This window comes from Brachybacterium atlanticum, assembly GCF_025669985.1.
Classification (GTDB): Bacteria; Actinomycetota; Actinomycetes; order Actinomycetales; family Dermabacteraceae; genus Brachybacterium; species Brachybacterium conglomeratum.
In genome coordinates this window covers 25,921-43,818 of record NZ_JAKJJW010000031.1, presented here as the reverse complement: position 1 = coordinate 43,818, position 17,898 = coordinate 25,921, and the positions used below count along the sequence as shown (strand labels likewise).

The following is a 17,898-nucleotide window of genomic DNA, read 5'->3' as shown; positions in this document are numbered from 1 at the left end:
TGGCCCGTCGGCCGCCGGGGCTCAGGCGGCGGTGTAGCCGCCGTCGATCGACAGGATCGAGCCTGTCACGAAGCTCGCGGCGTCGGAAGCGAGGTACACGGCGGCGCCGGCGAGCTCCTCCGGCTCGCCCGGGCGGGACATCGGGGTCATCGCGTTCCAGATGTCGATCTGCTCGCCGCCCTCCTCATAGAAGCCGCGGGTCAGCTCGGTGCGCATGTACCCGGGCGCGATCGCGTTCACGCGCACGCCGCGGGAGGCCCACTCGAGCGCGGCGGAGCGGGTGAGGTTGTGGACCGCGGCCTTGGAGGCGTTGTAGGAGGCCTGGGTCTGGGGCACGTTGGCGATGATGCCGCTCATGGAGCCGGTGTTGATGATGCTGCCGCGGCCCCGCTCGAGCATGCGCCTGCCCACGGCCGAGAGCACGTGGTAGACGCCGTCGAGGTTCAGGCTCATCACGGCCCGCCACTTCTCGCCGTCGCCGTCCTCGACCGGGTGGTGGATGGTGCGCCCGGCGTTGTTCAGCAGGATCTCGATCCCGCCGACCTCCTGGTCGATCTCGGCGACGACCTTCTCGACCATCGCCTGGTCGGTGACGTCGAGGTGGCGGTAGGAGACCTCCACCCCGGTCTCCGCGGCGAGGTCCTTCGCGGCCTGCTCGCCGGTCGCGTCGTCGATGTCGGCGAGCACGATCGGGGCGCCGTGCTGAGCGAGGCCGCGGGCCATCGCGAGGCCGAGGCCCTTCGCGCCGCCGGTGACGAGGGCGGTGCGGCCGGTGAGGTCGAACATGGGGCTGATGGCGGAGGTCATGGAGGACTCCTTCGAAGCAGTGGGCGGACGGGGGCCGTCGGGGCCGACGGGCGCTGCGCGCGGGGCGGGGCGCGACGGACGAGCGGGCGGATCGGCCGGGGCCCGGGGGCCGACGGTCATCCCGTCGGCCCCCGGGGCGCGGATCATGCCTCGGCGGCGGCGATGTGCTTCTTGCCGACGCGGGGCTGGTCGACCTTCAGCGCGAAGGTCATCAGGAAGGCGAGGACATACAGGACCACGAACGCCCAGACCACGCCGACGTCCCCTCCCCAGGGGCGGACGACGGCGACCACGGCCGAGCCGAGGAAGGTCGCACCGCCCGCGGCGGTCGTGTACATCGCCATCGCGGCGCCCTTGTGGTCCGGGGCGAGCGCCGGCATGATCGCGCCCAGCGGCACGAAGCCGGCCAGCAGGATGCCGAAGACGGTGCCCGCGATGACGGCGACGACGAAGCCCCAGTCGGAGCCGGCCGGCACCCAGTGCGGCACGTACCACCACAGCAGCAGGCCGATCGCGGAGCCGACGATGCCGAACCAGCGCACCGTGGTGGTCCAGCCGATGCGATCGCCGAGGGCGCCGAAGGCGGCGTTGAACAGGATGTTGCCGGCGAAGACGATCGAGGTCATCAGCAGCCAGCGGCTCTGCCCCCAACCGAGGGTCTCGGCGATGACGGTGGGCAGGATGATGAACATGCCGAACTGCGGGGCGGTGTTGATCAGGCGGGTCAGGAAGCCCATCATCACGCGCTTGTTCGTGAACGCGAGGTGCACGCCCGAGAAGATCACCTGGCGGGAGGTCTCGCCCTCCGGGGCCAGGCGGAGGGAGCCGTGCTTCTCGCGCACCCCGAGCCAGGCGATCAGGAAGCCGGCGATCACGATCACCGAGGAGACGGCCATGGCCCAGCGCTCACCGAAGAAGCCGCCGCCGAAGGCGGGGATCAGACCGATCGCGACGAGCGAGCCGATGGTGGGCATGCCGCCGGTGAACATGACGTAGAACCATCCGACCGCCGCACCGTTGCGCTCCTTGGGGACCACGGCGTTGACCCACACCAGGAAGGAGAAGGCGAACAGGGGGAAGCCGAAGCCGCGGAAGAAGTAGGTCGCGGCCACCAGTGGGATCGACTCGGTGGACAGCGCGCCCAGGAACGCGGCCTGGAACACCAGCCAGACGACGAGGCCGAGCAGCATCACCCTGCGCGGGCCCCACAGATCCGAGAGGGCGCCGGCGAGGTACGAGCCGACCAGCGAGGCGAGGGAGTAGAAGGTGATGATGGTGGCGGCGACGTTGATCATGTCGTCGCCGCCGCCGAAGACGTTCGCCATGTGCGGGGAGACGAAGTTGGTCTCCACGCCGTTGCCCGTCATGAAGACGAGCACGCCGAGGAAGCCCCACCGCAGCGGATGGGGGATGCCGAGTCGGTCCAGGAAGGTCTCCTGGGAGGACCCGGCGGCCGGGACGGCGGGTCCGGGCTGGGTGGTCGAGGGTACGGCGCTCATAAGGGCACTCCTGTGTGCGAGGGGGAGAGGCTCGGGGCGGCCGACGGCATCATCGAGGCGTCGGCCGCCCCGCCAGGGCTGATCCGGGATCAGCGGGGCCGCGCTCAGCGGCCGGGGAGGATGGAGACCTTGACGGAGGCGCCGGCGGAGTCGGCGACCGAGTCGAGGGCCTTCTGGAAGTCGGCGAGGCCGAACTGGTGGGTGCAGATCTCGTCGAGCGGCAGGTCGCCCTTCTCGATGATCTTGATGGCGGCGGGCCAGGTGTGCGGGCCGAGGTGTGCCCCGCGCACGTCGAGCTCCTTGTCGTCGGAGATGATCGACCAGTCCACGGAGACGTTCTCCTTGAACACGGAGTACTCCACGAAGCGGCCGAGCTTGCGCAGCAGGTTCAGGCCCTGCGGCACAGCACTGGGGTGGCCGGTGCACTCGATGTAGACGTCGGCGCCGTAGCCGCCGGTGAGGCCGCGGATCTCCTCGTAGATGTCGACCTTCGAGGGGTTCAGGGTGAGGTCGGCGCCGCACTTCTTCGCGAGCTCGAGCTTCTCGTCGTCGAAGTCGAGGGCGATGACGAGCTTGGGGTTCTTGTGGGCCGCGCCGATGATCGCGCCGAGGCCGATGGGGCCGGCGCCGGCGATGACGACGACGTCGTCGAACTCCAGCTCGGCGCGCTCGACGGCGTGCATCGAGCAGGACAGCGGCTCGGCGTAGGCGGCGTGCTGCGGTGCGATGTCCTTGGAGATCCTGTGGGCGCGGGCGAGCTTCGGCACGATCATGTACTCGGCCATGCCGCCGTGGTAGTGCTTGAAGCCGAACATGTCGTGCGGGGCGCACATCCAGTACCAGCCGCGCTGGCAGTACATGCACTCGCCGCAGGGGACGATCTGCTCGACGACGATGCGGTCGCCGACGGAGACGTCGTGGTGGGCGAGGACCTCGTCGGAGCCCTGCACGACGGTGCCGGTGATCTCGTGGCCGGGGATGATGCCCGGCTCGACCCAGCGGTCGCGGTTCTCGTCGCCCCAGAACTTGGCGGCGCCGGCGTAGGCCTTGAGGTCGGAGGCGCAGACGCCGACGGCCTCGACCTGGATCAGGAGCTCATCGGCGGCGGGGGTCGGGACCGGGCGCTCCTCGAGGCGGTAGTCCTCGGGGGCATGCATGACGACGGCCTGCATGGTGGCGGGCAGCTGGCTCACGTAAGACACATCTCCTTCGATACGTTCCGCCCGGCCTGGGGCGCCACAGCGCGCGCCGACGGGTCGGGCCTGACCAGGAACACTCTAGGCAGACTGGGAACAAACGTCAAGCACAAATGTTCACGATCAGGGTGTCGCAGGTCAGAGGGATGCCACGGGGCGGATCGGGCGGGGTCAGCCCATCGAGGCGACGAGCGCGAGCACGGCCTGGGCCGTCGGCTCGTCGGTCAGCAGCGTCGTGTACAGCCCGGCGCGGGCGCCGGCGAGGATCGAGGGCGCCTTGCGCTCCCCCGCCGCCATCGCGATCGAGGTCGGCAGCGCGGTGAGCAGCGCGCGCGGCGGGCGCACCAGCCGCTCCGAGCCGGGATAGCTCACCGGATGCCCGTCGATGTCGTAGAAGTGGAGGTTGATGTCGCCGACGGCCGGGAGCAGCGCCGTCTCGTCGCGCGGCACCACGGAGGTCAGCGCCGCGCGCCCCTGGTAGGGCTCGCCGATCCCGACCACCACGGCGCGGGCCCGCGCCCACAGGTCGGTGATCTCGCGGAAGCTGGGGTCGGCCTGCAGGGACTCCCAGAGCTGCTCCGAGGGGCTCGCCGGGGCGAACATGAACCTCGGCTCGGCCCGGGTGCGGTCCGCGAAGCGGCGCACGATCTCGTTGGTCTGGAAGGACGGGTCGGTCTCCTGCTGCCCGCCGACGGTCGGGGCGATCACCACTCCCGGCAGCTCGGGCAGCCCGGGCATGCCGCTGACGGCGTAGGTCGTCTTGCCCGAGGAGATCAGCAGCACATCGCCCCGTTGCAGGTCCAGCGAGCGCAGCTCCTCCCCCAGCAGGTCGCCGATGCCGCGGTAGTCGCGCTGGACCTGGTTCCCCGGGGCGATGCGCACGGAGCGGACGCCGAGCACATCCTGCAGGCGGGCGGCGAGATCGGGCAGGTCGGCGGTCGGCGGCTCGAGCACCTCGAAGCGCACCATCCCGATCCGTCGCGCCTCGGCGAGGAGCTTGGAGACCGTGGGCCGGGAGACGCCCAGGCGCTCGGCGACCTCGGCCTGACGCACCCCGTCGACGTAGTAGGCCGAGGCGGCGCGGTGGAGCAGCTGGAGGTCCATCGCGGTCTCGAGCATCGATGCTCCTCCCTCTCCGTCAAGGCCGTGTCCGGGCCCCGGGGCGACGGGGCTCGCGCCGATGATCCTAGTGAACGCCGGGCAGTGCTGCGGAACGGGGCCCCGTCCTGCGCCCCGGGCAGGGCCGTCGGTGGCAGGATGGTCCGCGGCGATGACGGCACGGAGAGGCGGCGCGATGACGGCAGGCACGGGGGCGACGACCCCTGCTCCGCGGATTGCTCCGTCGGACTCCTCGGCAGCGTCGCCAGCGACCGCGGCGCCGGCAGCGCAGCCCGCCTCGCGGACGGCGGCGGCGACCACCGCCGGATCCGTCGCCCCCACCGCCTCGTCCGCCCCGTCGGCCGCGCCCCGAGCGGCCGGAGCGCCAGCCGGCGCGAGGGTCCCCGCCGTGCTGGGCGTCGACGTCGGCACCTCGAGCACGAAGGGCACCCTCGTCGCGCTCGACGGGACCATCCTCGCCACCGCCGTGCGCGAGCACTCGGTCTCCCGCCCCGCCCCGGGCCACGTCGAGATGGACGCGGAGATCTGGTGGGAGGAGTTCGTGGACATCGCCCGCGAGCTCACCGCGACCGGCGCCGCGGACGTCCCTGCGGAAGTCACCGCGATCGGCGTCTCGGGGATGGGCCCCTGCGTGCTGCTCACCGACGAGCGCGGCGAACCGGTGCGCCCGGCGATCCTCTACGGAGTGGACACCCGCGCGGGCGAGGAGATCCGCCACCTCACGAACGTGCTGGGCAGGGAGGAGATCGTCGCGCACTGCGGCGGGATGCTCACCTCGCAGGCGGCCGGGCCGAAGGTCGCCTGGGTCGCCCGGCACGAGCCGGAGGTCTATGCGCGGGCGCGTCGGCTGTTCATGCCGGCCTCGTATCTCGCATTCCGCCTCACCGGCGAGTACGTGCTCGACCACGTCAGCGCCAGCCAGTCCGCTCCGATGTACAGCCTTCGCCACCAGGCGTGGCATCCCGAGTGGGCCGAGCAGGTCGGCCCCGGCCTCGAGCTCCCGGAGCTGCGTTGGGCGGGCGAGGCGGCGGGGACCGTGCAGAGCGCGATCACGCGGCGCGTGCCCGGTCTGCGCTCCGGGATCCCCGTCATCACCGGCACCGTCGACGCCTGGGCGGAGGCGGTCAGCGTCGACGCCGCCTCCCCGGGCGACCTGATGCTGATGTACGGAACCACCACCTTCCTCGTCGCGACCACCGTCGAGCCCGTCGCGAGCCGCACCCTGTGGCCCACCTCCGGGGTGGAGCCGGGCGCCTACGCGCTCTCGGGCGGCATGGCGTCCTCCGGGGCGATCACCGGCTGGCTGCGCGAGCTGACCGGCTCCCCGGGGTTCGACGAGCTCCTCGCGGAGGCGGAGGCCAGCGGTCCCGGCGCGAACGGGCTGGTCATGCTCCCCTACTTCGCCGGCGAGCGCTCCCCCATCGCCGACCCCGGCGCTCGGGGCGTGATCGCGGGCCTGACCCTCTCGCACACCCGCGGGGACCTCTACCGCGCCGCGCTCGAGGCCGCCGCCTTCGGGGTGCGCCACCACCTCGAGACCCTCACCGCGGCCGAGCTCAGCCTGGACCGGGTCGTGGCCGTCGGCGGCGGGGCCCGCAGCGACCTGTGGCCGCAGATCGTCTCCGACGCGACGGGCCTGGTCCAGCGGATACCGCGGCGCGTCGTCGGCGCCTCCTACGGCGGCTCGATGCTCGCCGCGCGCCTCGCCCACGGCACCGACGTCTCGCGCTGGAACCCCACCGATCACGAGATCGTCCCGGACCCGGCGCGGCGCGAGCGGTACGACGAGCTGTACCGGCTCTACCGCGACCTCTACCCCGCGACCTACGAGATCACCCACGCGCTCGCGGCGATGCAGGAGCACTGAGGCCGGGACTCCCGCACGCCGCGCCGTCGTACCCCGTACGGTGGCCCTACCGGCACCTCCGCGCGCCGGTCGACCGCATCCAGCGCCCGGAAGGGGAGCCCCATGCATGCCGACCGACTCACCGAATCCCTCTGTCACCACGCGGAGGGTCCGTACTGGTCAGAGACCTGGGACGGCCTGCGCTGGGTGGACATGCTCGCCGGTGACATGCTGCATCTCGGCGCCGACGGGACCGCCCGGCGCCTGCCCACCCCGAGCCCGGTCGTGGCCTGCGTGCGCCCCGCGGCCGACGGCGGGGCGGTGCTCGCCCTCGAGAAGGGCTTCGGCCTCGAGGACGCCGACGGGTCCATCCGCGCGCTGCCGCCGCTGTGGGACGAGGACGTGCGCATGAACGAGGGCGCGATCGCGCCGGACGGCTCCTTCCTGTGCGGCTCGATGGCCTATGACCAGCGGCCCGGCGCCGCCGCGATGTGGCGCCTGATGCCCGACGGCACCACCACCCGGCAGTTCGGGGACCTCACGATCTCCAACGGCCTCGCCTTCACGGCCGACGGGACGCGCGCCTTCTACGTCGACACCCCCACCGGGCGGGTCGACCTCTTCGACTGGTCCGACGCCGACGGGCTCGTCGAGCGCCGGCCCTTCGCCGACCTCTCCGGCGAGGACGGCGGCCCGGACGGGCTGTGCCTGGACGCCGAGGGCCGGGTGTGGGTGGCGATGTTCGGCGGCTCTCAGGTCCTGGGCCTGGACGAGCGGGGCGGGATCGCCGAGCGGATCACGGTGGCGGCGCGCCAGGTCACGGCCTGCACCTTCGGCGGCGAGGACCGCGGGACCCTGTTCATCACCACCAGCCGGGAGAACGTGGCCGACGGGGACGATCCGGAAGCCGGCGCGCTGTTCTCGGTGCGTCCGGGCGTCGTCGGCCCCGCCGAGGAGCACCTCTTCGGCGACCCCGACGAGACCGACCCGGACGCCTGACCCCGACGGCCAGCCCCGTGCCCCGGGGCTGGCCGTGACGACGAATGCGCTCCTGGCGTGACCTGAGGGCCGTATAGCCGTTGAGGTCACGCCAGAAGCGCAGAAGTGTGCAGCGCCGGGGCCAGGGCGCCGGGGAAGGCACCGACGGCCTGGGCCGGGGATGGCGGCCGGAAGCCAGGGACGGCACCGCCGGCCGGGACGCCGACGGCTCAGGCCGCGGCGGGCTCCTCCGATGAGCGGTCCCGGGCCTCGCCCGTAGCGAGGGAGTCGAGCATGTCGTCGTACTCCACCATCGCCTTGGCGGGCGGCTGCGGGGTGATCAGGCTGACCACGACCGCGAGCACCAGGCAGACCACGAAGCCGGGGATGATCTCGTACAGATGCTCTCCGCCGAAGAGGCCCAGGGTGACATCGAGAGGCTGCTTCTCCGCACCCCAGGACTGGCCCCAGACGAAGGCGACCACCGCGCCGGAGATCATGCCCACCGCAGCGCCCGCCATCGTCAGGCGACGCCAGAACAGCGACAGCAGCACGATCGGCCCGAAGGCGGCGCCGAAGCCCGCCCAGGCGAAGGCGACCAGGGCCAGCACCGAGCTCTCGGGATCCAGGGCGAGGATCACCGCGACGACGGAGACGACGAGCACGCCGATGCGTCCGGCCCACAGCTTGGCGCCGTCGCCGAGCTTCACGCCCACACCGCCGACGATGTCCTCGACCAGCGCGGAGGTGGTCACGATCAGCTGCGAGGAGATCGTGGACATGATCGCTGCGAGCACGGCCGCCAGCAGGATGCCGGCGATCAGCGGATGGAACAGGACCTGGGCGAGGTCGAGGAACACCGACTCGCCGTTCGTCGCGTCGGTGATCTGCACGTCGCGGTTCTGCTGGAAGTAGGCCAGACCCGCCATCGCGGTGAACACGGCGCCGGTCACGCACAGGATCATCCAGCTCATCCCGACGATCGTGCCGTACTTCGCGTCGCGCGAGGAGCGCAGCGCCATGAAGCGCACGATGATGTGGGGCTGGCCGAAGTAGCCCAGGCCCCAGGCGAGGGCGGAGAGGATCCCTACCCAGGTGCCGCCGGAGACGAGGGAGCCGAAGGAGGGGTCGACCTCGCGCACCGAGGCGAACATCGCCGTGGGCCCGCCGACGACGAACATCGCGGTGATCGGCACGATGATCAGGGAGACCAGCATGATCAGGCCCTGCACCACGTCGGTGTAGCTCGCGCCGAGGAAGCCGCCGAAGAGGGTGTACAGGATCGTCACGCCGCCCACGAGGAGCAGGCCGGTCAGGTAGGGCCCGCCGAACATCGACTGGAAGAACACGCCGCCGGCGACCATGCCGGAGGAGACGTAGAAGGTGAAGAACACCAGGATGATCAGGCCCGCCGCGATCCGCAGGATGTTCGTGCGGTCGTGGAGACGGTTGCCGAAGTAGCTCGGCACCGTGATCGCGTTGCCGGCGATCTGGGTGTACTGGCGCAGGCGCGGGGCGACGAAGATCCAGTTCAGACCGGCGCCGATGGTCAGGCCGATCGCGATCCACGCCTCGACCATGCCGCTCATGTACAGCGCGCCGGGCAGGCCCATCAGCAGCCAGCCGGACATGTCCGAGGCCCCGGCGGAGAGCGCCGCGACGAAGGGGTGCAGCTGTCGGCCGCCGAGCATGTAGTCCTCGCCGCCCTTGGTCCTGCGGAAGGCGTACAGGCCGATGCCGATCATGCCGCCGAAGTAGACGACGAGGGCGACCAGCTTGAAGGCGAGATCCATGTGTCTCTCCGATCTCTGGTGGGGAAGGGCGGACGGGCCGGATCGGAGGTCCGTGCGCAATGTCGTCGCTCGCGGGCCACCGGTCCGGTCGGGGACGACGCGCCACCGTACCGGCGCCCGGGAGGGCAGGTGCCGCGAATCCTACGCCGGAGTGACGTCGATCACTTCGTTCCGTGTCCGGACGGTGACCTCTCCCCCGGACATGCGGGCGCCCGGCATCCCTCGAGATGCCGGGCGCCGCAGATCGTCGATCAGCCGTACAGAGCGTCGGTGTCGTCGTCGACCCAGTCGAGGGTGCGCTCGACGGCCTTGCGCCACAGGCGCATGTACCGGTCGCGGGTCTCCTCGTCCATCTGAGGCTCCCAGCGCTTGTCCTCGGCCCAGTTGTCGACGACGTCCTGCTCGCCCTCCCAGTAGCCCACCGCGATGCCGGCCGCGTAAGCGGCGCCCAGCGCGGTGGTCTCGATGACCTTCGGGCGCACGACGGGCACTCCGAGGATGTCGGCCTGGAACTGCATGAGGGTCTCGTTCATGACCATGCCACCGTCGACCTTCAGCTCGGTGAGCTCCACGCCCTCTGAGGCCGCATCGGCGATCGCCGCATCGAGGACCTCCCGGGACTGGAAGGCCGTGGCCTCCAGGACCGCGCGGGCGATGTGGTTCTTGTTGTGGAAGCGGGTCATGCCGACCATCACGCCGCGGGCGTCGGAGCGCCAGTGCGGGGCGAACAGGCCCGAGAACGCCGGGACCACGAACAGGCCGCCGTTGTCGTCGACCTGCTTGGCGAGGTCCTCGATCTCCGGGGCGTCCTTGATCAGGCCGAGGTTGTCGCGGATCCACTGCACGAGCGAGCCGGTCACCGCGACCGAGCCCTCGAGGGCGTAGACGGGCTTGTTCTCGCCGATCTTGTAGGCGACGGTGGTGAGCAGCCCGTTCTCGCTGCGCACCAGGTCCTCGCCGGTGTTGACCAGCATGAAGTTGCCGGTGCCGTAGGTGTTCTTGCCCATGCCGATCTCGAAGCAGGCCTGGCCGAACGTGGCGGCCTGCTGGTCGCCGAGGATGCCGGCGATCGGGGTGTCGATGAGCAGATCATTCTTGCGGCCGTGCCCGTACACCTCGGAGGAGGACTTGATCTCCGGGAGCATCGACATCGGGATGCCCATGTCCTTCGCGATGTCCTCGTTCCAGTCGAGGGTGTCGATGTTCATGAGCATGGTGCGCGAGGCGTTGGTGACGTCGGTGACGTGCACGCCGCCGTTCACGCCGCCGGTCAGGTTCCACACCAGCCACGAGTCGGTGTTGCCGAACAGCAGATCGCCGGCCTCGGCCCTCTCGCGCGCGCCGTCGACGTTCTCGAGGATCCAGGCGATCTTGGGGCCGGAGAAGTAGGTCGCCAGCGGCAGGCCCACGCGCTCCTTGTACTTGTCGGCGCCCTCGTCGCCGGCGAGGCGGTCGCAGATCTTCTGGGTGCGGGTGTCCTGCCAGACGATCGCGTTGTAGACGGGCTCGCCGGTGTTCCTGTCCCACACCACCGCGGTCTCGCGCTGATTGGTGATGCCGACGGCGTCGAGCTGGTGGCGGTTGATCTCCGCGCCGGTCAGCGCAGCGCCGACGACGGAGCGGGTGTTGCGCCAGATCTCCATCGGGTCGTGCTCGACCCAGCCGGACCTGGGGAAGATCTGCTCGTGCTCCTGCTGGCCGGTCGAGACGATCTGGCCGGCGTGGTCGAAGACGATCGCGCGGGTCGAGGTGGTGCCCTGGTCGATCGAGAGGATGTACTTCGTCGAGTCGGTCATCGGAACTCCTTCGTGGTGATGAACGGGTGGAGGTCATGGTGCCGGACAGCCCCGCGCGGCGCACGGGAACCGCTCGGCAGTGGAGCGGCGGGTCGGGTCAGAAGGCGAAGCTCGCCAGGCCCGCGAGGACGCCGCCGACGATCGGGCCGGCGATCGGGACCCACGAGTAGCCCCAGTCGCTGCTGCCCTTGTGCGGGATCGGGAGGATCGCGTGGGCGAGGCGGGGGCCGAGGTCACGGGCGGGGTTGATGGCGTAGCCGGTGGGTCCGCCGAGGGACGCGCCGATCGAGACGACCAGCAGCGCGACCGCGAGGGGGCCGAGCCCGCTCGGCGTGCTGCCGAACATGATGATCACGAACACCAGCACGAAGGTCGCGATGACCTCGGTGACGAAGTTCCAGCCGTACGAGCGGATCTCCGGACCGGTGGAGAAGGTGCCGAGGATCGTTCCGGCATCGGTCTCCTGGTCGTAGTGGGTCTTGTACGCGAGCCAGGCGACGATCGCGCCGAGGAAGGCGCCGATCAGCTCCGCCAGCAGGTACGCGATCGTGCTGCCGACGGTGACGGCGATCCCGGGGGCGTACTCCGCGGCGCCGCTGGAGAGCAGGCCGAGGGTCACCGCGGGGTTCAGATGGGCGCCGGTCTTGTAGGCGACGTACACGCCGGCGAAGACCGCGAGGCCCCAGCCGAAGTTGATCATCAGCCAGCCGCCGCCGTTGCCCTTCGTCTTGCCGAGGATCGCGTTGGCGACGACGCCGCCGCCGAGCAGGGTGAGCATCGCCGTTCCGGCGATCTCGTACAGGAAGATGGTTGCCATGGGGCCTCCTCGTCGAGCGGCCCCGCAGCTCTGCGGGACCGGTGGCATCCAGATGGTGGGGAGAGGGGCGGGTCCTGCCCGCCCATGGTCCGCGGGCGGAGTCGCCCGCGGAGGGCCTCCCCGGCCGGATCACGACCGGGGAGGAGTTCTGGGTCAGCGGCGGGCGGGCACCTCCGCGGCGGCCGCGATGCGGGCGGCGGCCTCGGCGTCGGAGGCGGTGGCCTCCCCGGCGAGACGGGCCTCTATGTACCCGCGGTAGGCGTCGACCTCGGCGCGCACCGTCGTCTCGTCCCAGCCGAGCTCCGGCGCGAGCAGCGCGGCGACCTCGTCGGCCGCAGCGACCCCGCGGTCACGAGTCTCGTAGTCCAGGCGGGTGCGGCGCTCGAGCACGTCGGCGAGATGCCGGGCCCCCTCGGCGCGGGCGGCATAGACCACCTCGGCGCGCAGGTAGCGCGGGGCATGCTCGAGCGGGGTCGCGAGGGACGGATCCTCGTCGATCAGGGCGAGCACGTCGGTGAGCAGGCTGCCGTAGCGGAACAGGAGCCGATCGACGCGGATCTCGTCGGCGCCGGACTCTTCGCCGCCGATCCGCTTGCTGATCTCGGACTTGTCGCGCACCAGGGCCGCGTAGCCCTGCGCACCGATGACGGGGACCGAGCGGGTCAGCGACGGGCGGCCGGGCTCGGTGTCCTTGATCGCGAAGTCGACGACGTCCTCGGCCATCACGCGGTAGGTCGTGTACTTGCCGCCCGCGATGGCGCTCAGGCCGGGTTCGACCTGCATGACGGTGTGCTCGCGGGAGACCTTGGTCGAGCCCTTGTCCGAGCCCTTCTTCACGGGCTGCAGCAGGGGGCGGAGGCCCGAGTAGACGCCGATGACGTCCTCGCGGGTGAGGTCGTCGGCGAGCACGGCGTTGGCGTGCTCGAGGACGTAGTCGATGTCGTCCGAGGTGGCGCCCACGTCGCGGGGGTCCTGGGTCCACGGGGTGTCGGTGGTGCCGATGACCCAGTACTCGTCCCACGGGATGATGAACAGCACCGACTTCTCGGTCTGGGTGATGATGCCGGTGTCGGGGACGGCGGGGATCCGGTCGCGGGCGACGGTGACGTGGATGCCCTTGGAGGCGAGGACCTCGAGGCCGCCGTCGGCCCCGGCGAGCTCCTGCTGCTCCTGGGTCCAGACGCCGCCGGCGAGGATGACGTGGCGGGCGCGGACATCGAACTCCTCGCCGCTCTCCTCGTCGCGCACCCGGGCGCCGACCACGCGCTCGCCCTCGTGGAGGTAGTCGACGACGGAGGTGTAGTTCGCGACCGAGGCGTCGAGCTGGGCGGCGGAGCGCACCAGCATCATCACGAAGCGGGCGTCGTCGACCTGCGCGTCGTAGTACTCGAGCGCGCCGACGGCCTTGTCGCCGTCGAGCGCCGGGAACACCTCGAGCATCTTGTCGTGCAGGAGATGGCGGTGGAAGGGGACGGCGCGCTTGCGGCCCACCGACTGCATCGCGTCGTAGAGCATGACGCCGGAGCCGATGAAGCCGCGGTCGATGACCTTCTTGAAGAAGGGGAAGACGAACTTGATCGGCTTCACCAGGTGCGGGGCGGTGTGCTCGAGCAGCAGATCGCGCTCGCGCAGCGCCTCGGCGACCAGCTTGAAGTCGAGCATCTGCAGGTAGCGCAGGCCGCCGTGCATGAGCTTGGAGGAGCGGGAGGAGGTGCCGGAGGCCCAGTCGTGGGACTCCACGAGGCCGACGGACAGGCCGCGGGTGGCGGCGTCGAAGGCGGCGCCCGCCCCGTTCACCCCGCCTCCGACGACGAGGACGTCCAGCGGGTTCTCGGCGGTCGTGGCGCGCAGGCGGGCGAGGTGCTCGCCGCGGCCCTCGGGGGTGAGTGCGGATCGCTGCTGTTCGGACACGCTGGCTGCTCCTTCGCATCGGCACCTGGTGATCCCGGCGCTCGCGGCCGGGCCCGTCGCGCTCTCCGCGGCGGTGACACGGCCATCCTGGGACGGGCGTGCAGCATCGCGCAAGCCAGGTGCACGAACGTGCAAGACTGGTGTCCATGACCCCCGCTTCCCGGCTCGAGGACCTCTTCACCGCTGCACGGATGTACTACGGGCAGAGCCAGACCATGGAGGCGATCGCCGGAGAGCTCGCGGTGTCCCGCTCGACCGTGTCACGAATGCTGCGGGACGCGCGCGAGGCCGGCCTGGTCCAGATCACCCTGCGCCCGCCCGAGGCGCATCGCGTGGAGGACCTCGGACGACGCATCGCCCGCCAGTACGGGGTGAAGGTGCACGTGGTGCCGGATCCGCCCGAGAGCGATCAGCGCGACCGCCTCGCCGCCGTGGTCGAGGAGGCCGCGGAGCTGCTCGATCAGATGCTCGAGCCCGGCTCCACGCTCGGCATCGCCTGGGGCACGACGGTCGCGGCACTGCTGGGCACGGTCCGACCACGCCCCGTTCCCGGGATGCGGATCGTGCAGCTCAACGGCGCGATCAACGTCGAGGGCTCGGGCCTGACCTATATCGCGACCGTGCTCGCCCGGGCGGCGGAGCGATGGGACGCGACGGTGCACCAGTTCCCGGTCCCGGCCTTCTTCGACTACGCCGCCACGCGCGAGGCGATGTGGCACGAGCGCTCGGTGCAGCGGGTGCTGGAGACGCAGACGCAGGCCACGGTCGCAGTGTTCAGCGTCGGCGCCTTCGACGCGGAGGTCCCCAGCCACGTCTACACCCACAACTACCTCACGGCTGCGGACCTGCGCTCACTGCGGGCCGACGGCGCGGTGGGCGATGTGTGCACCGTGTTCCTGCGGGCCGACGGCACCTTCCGCGACATCGCCATGAACGCGCGCGGATCGGGCACCGCCCCGGACCGCCTGGCCCGGATCCCGCGCCGCCTCCTGGTCGCCTCCGGCTCTCGCAAGGCGCTGCCGCTGCGGGCGGCGCTGCGGGCCGGGGTCGCGACGGACCTGGTCCTCGATGCGGTCACCGCCACGGCGCTGCTCGCCCTGCGCTGAGGCGAGGTCCCCGCCCCGGCATCACAACACCGAGACGTGGCGATGTGTCGGTATGGCGGCGGATATCGGCACATATCCACGTCTCGATCGCACGTAGCCGGCACCCGGGCAGGGAGAACGGCGATCGGGACGGTCGCCGGGCCGCGCAGCAGGCGGCACAGCGACTGGGTGGGGCGGTCAGCGGGGGTGGATCAGGCGGAACCGCTCGCAGACGACGACCATGTCCGGCGCGAAGCCGCCGTGCGAGTGCTCGGTCCAGAAGCGCTCGTGGATCTGCCGCCAGGCCGCGAGGGTCCGATCGCCCTCCCCCTCGGCGTGGGCGTGCTCGGCGGTGACCTGGTCGAACGGGACGGTCGTGACCTCCGTCGTCTCCAGCACCGCGCGGGGCGCCCCGCTGCCGTCGAGGATGATCGACAGCTCGCCGACCTCCGGGAGCGGGTCCCCGTCGGCCTCGTAGTCCCGAAGCGCGGAGGCGGTCCCCGTCTTCACGCCGTCGAGCACGAGGCGGAGCAGCCCGTCGGCGTGCTCGGGGGTGGCGCCGAACGCCCAGGCCTCCGGCCTGTGCTCGGGCAGCTCGGGGCGGGCGGTGCGGGCCTCGGCCCAGAACTGCTGGAGGGCGGCGTCGTCGCTGGTCACCCCCGCACCCTACCGGGCACGAAGACGCGGAGCCGACCATCGGCACCGACCGGCGAGGCCCGTCCACCGGGCCGGCCGCACAGTGCGGCCGACGGATCCTGCCTGCGAGTACGGCCGACGGGTGCGAGCCATCCGAGCCGGACCGCAGGAGCAGGTCGGGCCACCCTGCCCTGTCAGCCCTCGGCAGCGGAGAGGTCGAGGCGCTCGGGGTGGGTGTAGAGGTTCATGCGGCCATCGCCGTCGTCCCGCGCGCGGGTGAAGCCGACGAGCGTCTGGCCGAACTCGCGGGCGGTCTCGACGGCGAGGGAGCTCGCGGCGGAGACGCAGGCGACCAGCGGGATTCCGGCCATGCAGGCCTTCTGGACGATCTCGAAGCTCGCCCGGGAGGAGACCAGCAGGAAGCAGTCCCGCAGCGGCAGGCGATCCTCGAGCAGGGCCCAGCCGATGACCTTGTCGACAGCGTTGTGCCGGCCCACGTCCTCGCGGACCACGAGCAGGTTCCCCTCGAGGTCCACGAGCGCGGCGGCATGGACGCCGCCGGTGCGGGCGAAGACGACCTGCTGGTCGGAGAGCTCGCGGGCGGCGCGGAGGATCACGTGCGGGTCCGCCACCCAGGACTGCAGCAGCGTGTACCGGCTCTTCTGCCGGACGGCGTCGATGCTCTCCGCGCCGCACACCCCGCAGGCGGAGGTGGTGGTGAAGGCGCGTGCGACCTGCGGCAGCAGCTGCGGCCGGGTGGTCGTGAAGTCCATGACGTTGTAGGTGTTCTGGGCGAAGCCGCTGCCGGCGTCGACGACGGCGCCGTCGCAGTAGCGGGCCTCGGCCACGTCCTCACGGTCACGGATCAGACCCTCTGCGTGCAGGAAGCCGTGGATCAGCTCGACGTCGTTGCCGGGGGTGCGCATGGTGAGGGAGAGCTGCTGCCCGTTCAGGCGGATGTCCAGCGGCTCCTCGACGGCGACGTGGTCGCCCTTGCGCCCGGCATAGAGCTTCCCGTCCCGCACCCTGACGGTGCGGATCCGCGTGCTGTCGGTGACCCTGCCCATCCCTCGAGGATAGCCCTCCGACCTGCGGTGCGGCGTGCCCTCAGCCGTGGGCGTCGTCCCCGGATCCCGACGCGGCGGCGCCGTCGCGACCGTTCTCCGCAAGGCGCTTGGCGAGGTCGAGCTCCTGCTGCCAGCCGTGGAGGTTCTCCTCATAGTTGCGCCGTCGGACCGCCTCGTCCAGGCCCAGCTTCGCGAAGCCGCGCTCGCGCACGGTGAGCCGCACACTGTTCCGGGCCGCGGTGCCGGCGGGGTCGATGACGAACTCGACAGTGTTGTTCGGGGCGTCGGAGATCTCGCCGAGCCCGCCGCCGAGCCAGCGGAACGCGACACGGTTCGGCGGCTCGTGCGCCTCGATCGCGAGCTGGAAGCTGCCGTGGGCGGGGTCGACCACGCGTGTGACCGGGCCCGACGTGGTGATCTCGTGCTCGCGGTACTCGCCGTCGTTGATGAACCAGCCGGGTTCGCGGATGACCGCGAAGACCGTCTCCGCGCTCGCGTCGATCAGCACGCTGTGCACGATCTCGTCGGGGACGGGGGCGTCGGCGGGGAGTGACTGGGCGTCGGCCATCACGGTGCTCCTCGGGTCGGGGCGGCGTCGTCGCCGTCCTCACGAAGCGTGCCAGAGATCGGCGGCCCGGGCGAGGCTCCTTCCCAGGCTGACGGGCTCGGCCGGGGGTGTGCGCTGCGGATGCGGGCGTTCCATGCGTGGGTGGCCCGGGCGCGCAGCAGCCCGCCCACCCGGACGGGCGGGCGGGCTCCGGCACCGGCGCTTCGTGGCCGCGGCGGCGACCTGCGCGATCAGTCCTTCGTGACCGCGGCGGCAAGCAGGTTCAGCGACTGCTCCAGATCCTCCTCGGGGATCATCGGGAAGCGGATCTGCTTGAGCAGCTCGGGATCGGTGACGTCGGACCAGCTGTAGGTCAGCGACACCTCGGTCGCGTCCGAGCCCTGCGGGGTGAGCTCGTAGAGCCACTCCCAGCCCTTCGGGCCCTCGGGGGCGCTGCCGTCCTCCCCCTCGGGAGCGGGCTTCCAGCCCACCATCTTGTTCTCGTCGTACGCGGTGACGAAGTTGTGGGTGCGATAGTCGCCGCCCATGTGGTCACCGTGCATGTTCATCACGAACTTCTCGCCCACAGCGGTGATCCGCTCGGTGTCGTCGGCGGCGCGGACGAAGCCGGAGCCGTCGAACTCGTGGTGGCGGGCGGGCAGGGTGAGCACCGCGAACACGTCCTTCGCGGGCACGTCGATCGTGCGGGTGACGGTCAGATGGGTCTGCTCTGTGTTCATCCCTCCACCCTGCCTCGTGAGCTGCGCGATGTCACGCCGCAACGACCGGGCGGTCGAACGG

The 17,898-nt window shown here is 71.4% G+C and carries 15 protein-coding genes; 3 read left to right on the top strand and 12 right to left on the bottom strand.

All coding sequences use genetic code 11. The features are described 5' to 3' along the window. Nucleotides 1-21 precede the first annotated feature (21 nt). The 4 genes from L3K22_RS13470 to L3K22_RS13455 all read right to left on the bottom strand — a co-directional run bounded on the left by L3K22_RS13470 (nucleotide 22) and on the right by L3K22_RS13455 (nucleotide 4,621). Nucleotides 22-807 (bottom strand): SDR family oxidoreductase, encoded by a 786-nt coding sequence (locus L3K22_RS13470; RefSeq protein WP_263311830.1) that lies wholly within the window; start codon nucleotides 805-807, stop codon nucleotides 22-24. Nucleotides 808-950: 143 nt separating this feature from the next. Further along, the gene (locus L3K22_RS13465) at nucleotides 951-2,306 is read right to left on the bottom strand and encodes an RbtT/DalT/CsbX family MFS transporter (RefSeq protein ID WP_263311829.1); all 1,356 of its coding nucleotides are present in this window, start codon (nucleotides 2,304-2,306) and stop codon (nucleotides 951-953) included. A gap of 104 nt (nucleotides 2,307-2,410) precedes the next feature. Continuing rightward, nucleotides 2,411-3,499: a zinc-binding dehydrogenase gene (locus tag L3K22_RS13460; RefSeq protein WP_308445944.1), complete on the bottom strand. Its 1,089-nt coding sequence runs from the start codon at nucleotides 3,497-3,499 to the stop codon at nucleotides 2,411-2,413. 174 nt (nucleotides 3,500-3,673) lie between these two features. Beyond that, on the bottom strand, nucleotides 3,674-4,621 hold the full coding sequence (locus L3K22_RS13455) for a sugar-binding transcriptional regulator (protein ID WP_263311828.1): 948 nt from the start codon (nucleotides 4,619-4,621) through the stop codon (nucleotides 3,674-3,676). Between the two features lie 388 nt (nucleotides 4,622-5,009). Between L3K22_RS13455 and L3K22_RS13450 the strand changes: the two genes are divergently transcribed. Together L3K22_RS13450 and L3K22_RS13445 are read left to right on the top strand one after the other, a co-directional pair. Then, a complete protein-coding gene (locus L3K22_RS13450) occupies nucleotides 5,010-6,488 on the top strand; it encodes an FGGY-family carbohydrate kinase (protein WP_263311827.1) in 1,479 nt (492 codons plus the stop codon). Nucleotides 6,489-6,590: 102 nt separating this feature from the next. Continuing rightward, entirely contained in the window at nucleotides 6,591-7,466 is an 876-nt protein-coding gene (locus tag L3K22_RS13445) for an SMP-30/gluconolactonase/LRE family protein (RefSeq protein WP_263311826.1), read from the top strand. Nucleotides 7,467-7,675: 209 nt separating this feature from the next. On the opposite strand, the gene putP is transcribed toward L3K22_RS13445, so the two are convergent. The 4 genes from putP to L3K22_RS13425 all read right to left on the bottom strand — a co-directional run bounded on the left by putP (nucleotide 7,676) and on the right by L3K22_RS13425 (nucleotide 13,762). Further along, a complete protein-coding gene (gene putP / locus L3K22_RS13440; RefSeq protein WP_263311825.1) occupies nucleotides 7,676-9,238 on the bottom strand; it encodes a sodium/proline symporter PutP in 1,563 nt (520 codons plus the stop codon). A gap of 251 nt (nucleotides 9,239-9,489) precedes the next feature. Then, entirely contained in the window at nucleotides 9,490-11,034 is a 1,545-nt protein-coding gene (gene glpK, locus L3K22_RS13435) for a glycerol kinase GlpK (protein WP_263311824.1), read from the bottom strand. A gap of 97 nt (nucleotides 11,035-11,131) precedes the next feature. Further along, complete coding sequence (locus L3K22_RS13430) at nucleotides 11,132-11,851, bottom strand: MIP/aquaporin family protein (RefSeq protein WP_263311823.1); 720 nt, start codon at nucleotides 11,849-11,851, stop codon at nucleotides 11,132-11,134. A 153-nt stretch (nucleotides 11,852-12,004) separates the two neighbouring features. Continuing rightward, entirely contained in the window at nucleotides 12,005-13,762 is a 1,758-nt protein-coding gene (locus tag L3K22_RS13425) for a glycerol-3-phosphate dehydrogenase/oxidase (protein ID WP_263311822.1), read from the bottom strand. A 146-nt stretch (nucleotides 13,763-13,908) separates the two neighbouring features. Here L3K22_RS13425 and L3K22_RS13420 point away from each other — a divergent pair, with 146 nt between their 5' ends. Beyond that, nucleotides 13,909-14,868, top strand: coding sequence for a sugar-binding transcriptional regulator (locus tag L3K22_RS13420; protein ID WP_263311821.1), 960 nt, complete (start codon nucleotides 13,909-13,911; stop codon nucleotides 14,866-14,868). 177 nt (nucleotides 14,869-15,045) lie between these two features. Here L3K22_RS13420 and L3K22_RS13415 read toward each other — a convergent pair whose 3' ends face one another. The 4 genes from L3K22_RS13415 to L3K22_RS13400 all read right to left on the bottom strand — a co-directional run bounded on the left by L3K22_RS13415 (nucleotide 15,046) and on the right by L3K22_RS13400 (nucleotide 17,837). Further along, nucleotides 15,046-15,504, bottom strand: a complete 459-nt coding sequence (locus tag L3K22_RS13415; RefSeq protein WP_263311820.1) for an ASCH domain-containing protein — start codon at nucleotides 15,502-15,504, stop codon at nucleotides 15,046-15,048. Between the two features lie 173 nt (nucleotides 15,505-15,677). After that, nucleotides 15,678-16,550 (bottom strand): formate dehydrogenase accessory sulfurtransferase FdhD, encoded by an 873-nt coding sequence (gene fdhD / locus L3K22_RS13410; RefSeq protein ID WP_263311819.1) that lies wholly within the window; start codon nucleotides 16,548-16,550, stop codon nucleotides 15,678-15,680. Between the two features lie 40 nt (nucleotides 16,551-16,590). Then, nucleotides 16,591-17,118, bottom strand: coding sequence for an SRPBCC family protein (locus L3K22_RS13405; protein WP_263311818.1), 528 nt, complete (start codon nucleotides 17,116-17,118; stop codon nucleotides 16,591-16,593). Between the two features lie 230 nt (nucleotides 17,119-17,348). Then, a complete protein-coding gene (locus L3K22_RS13400) occupies nucleotides 17,349-17,837 on the bottom strand; it encodes an SRPBCC family protein (protein WP_083305794.1) in 489 nt (162 codons plus the stop codon). Nucleotides 17,838-17,898: the final 61 nt, after the last annotated feature.

What these genes read in the sequence shown, in the direction of transcription:
- L3K22_RS13470 (WP_263311830.1), bottom strand. Translation starts at nt 807, where the DNA reads ATGACCTCCGCCATCAGCCCCATGTTCGACCTCACCGGCCGCACCGCC.
- L3K22_RS13465 (WP_263311829.1), bottom strand. Translation starts at nt 2,306, where the DNA reads ATGAGCGCCGTACCCTCGACCACCCAGCCCGGACCCGCCGTCCCGGCC.
- L3K22_RS13455 (WP_263311828.1), bottom strand. Translation starts at nt 4,621, where the DNA reads ATGCTCGAGACCGCGATGGACCTCCAGCTGCTCCACCGCGCCGCCTCG.
- L3K22_RS13445 (WP_263311826.1), top strand. Translation starts at nt 6,591, where the DNA reads ATGCATGCCGACCGACTCACCGAATCCCTCTGTCACCACGCGGAGGGT.
- putP (WP_263311825.1), bottom strand. Translation starts at nt 9,238, where the DNA reads ATGGATCTCGCCTTCAAGCTGGTCGCCCTCGTCGTCTACTTCGGCGGC.
- glpK (WP_263311824.1), bottom strand. Translation starts at nt 11,034, where the DNA reads ATGACCGACTCGACGAAGTACATCCTCTCGATCGACCAGGGCACCACC.
- L3K22_RS13430 (WP_263311823.1), bottom strand. Translation starts at nt 11,851, where the DNA reads ATGGCAACCATCTTCCTGTACGAGATCGCCGGAACGGCGATGCTCACC.
- L3K22_RS13420 (WP_263311821.1), top strand. Translation starts at nt 13,909, where the DNA reads ATGACCCCCGCTTCCCGGCTCGAGGACCTCTTCACCGCTGCACGGATG.
- fdhD (WP_263311819.1), bottom strand. Translation starts at nt 16,550, where the DNA reads ATGGGCAGGGTCACCGACAGCACGCGGATCCGCACCGTCAGGGTGCGG.
- L3K22_RS13405 (WP_263311818.1), bottom strand. Translation starts at nt 17,118, where the DNA reads ATGGCCGACGCCCAGTCACTCCCCGCCGACGCCCCCGTCCCCGACGAG.
- L3K22_RS13400 (WP_083305794.1), bottom strand. Translation starts at nt 17,837, where the DNA reads ATGAACACAGAGCAGACCCATCTGACCGTCACCCGCACGATCGACGTG.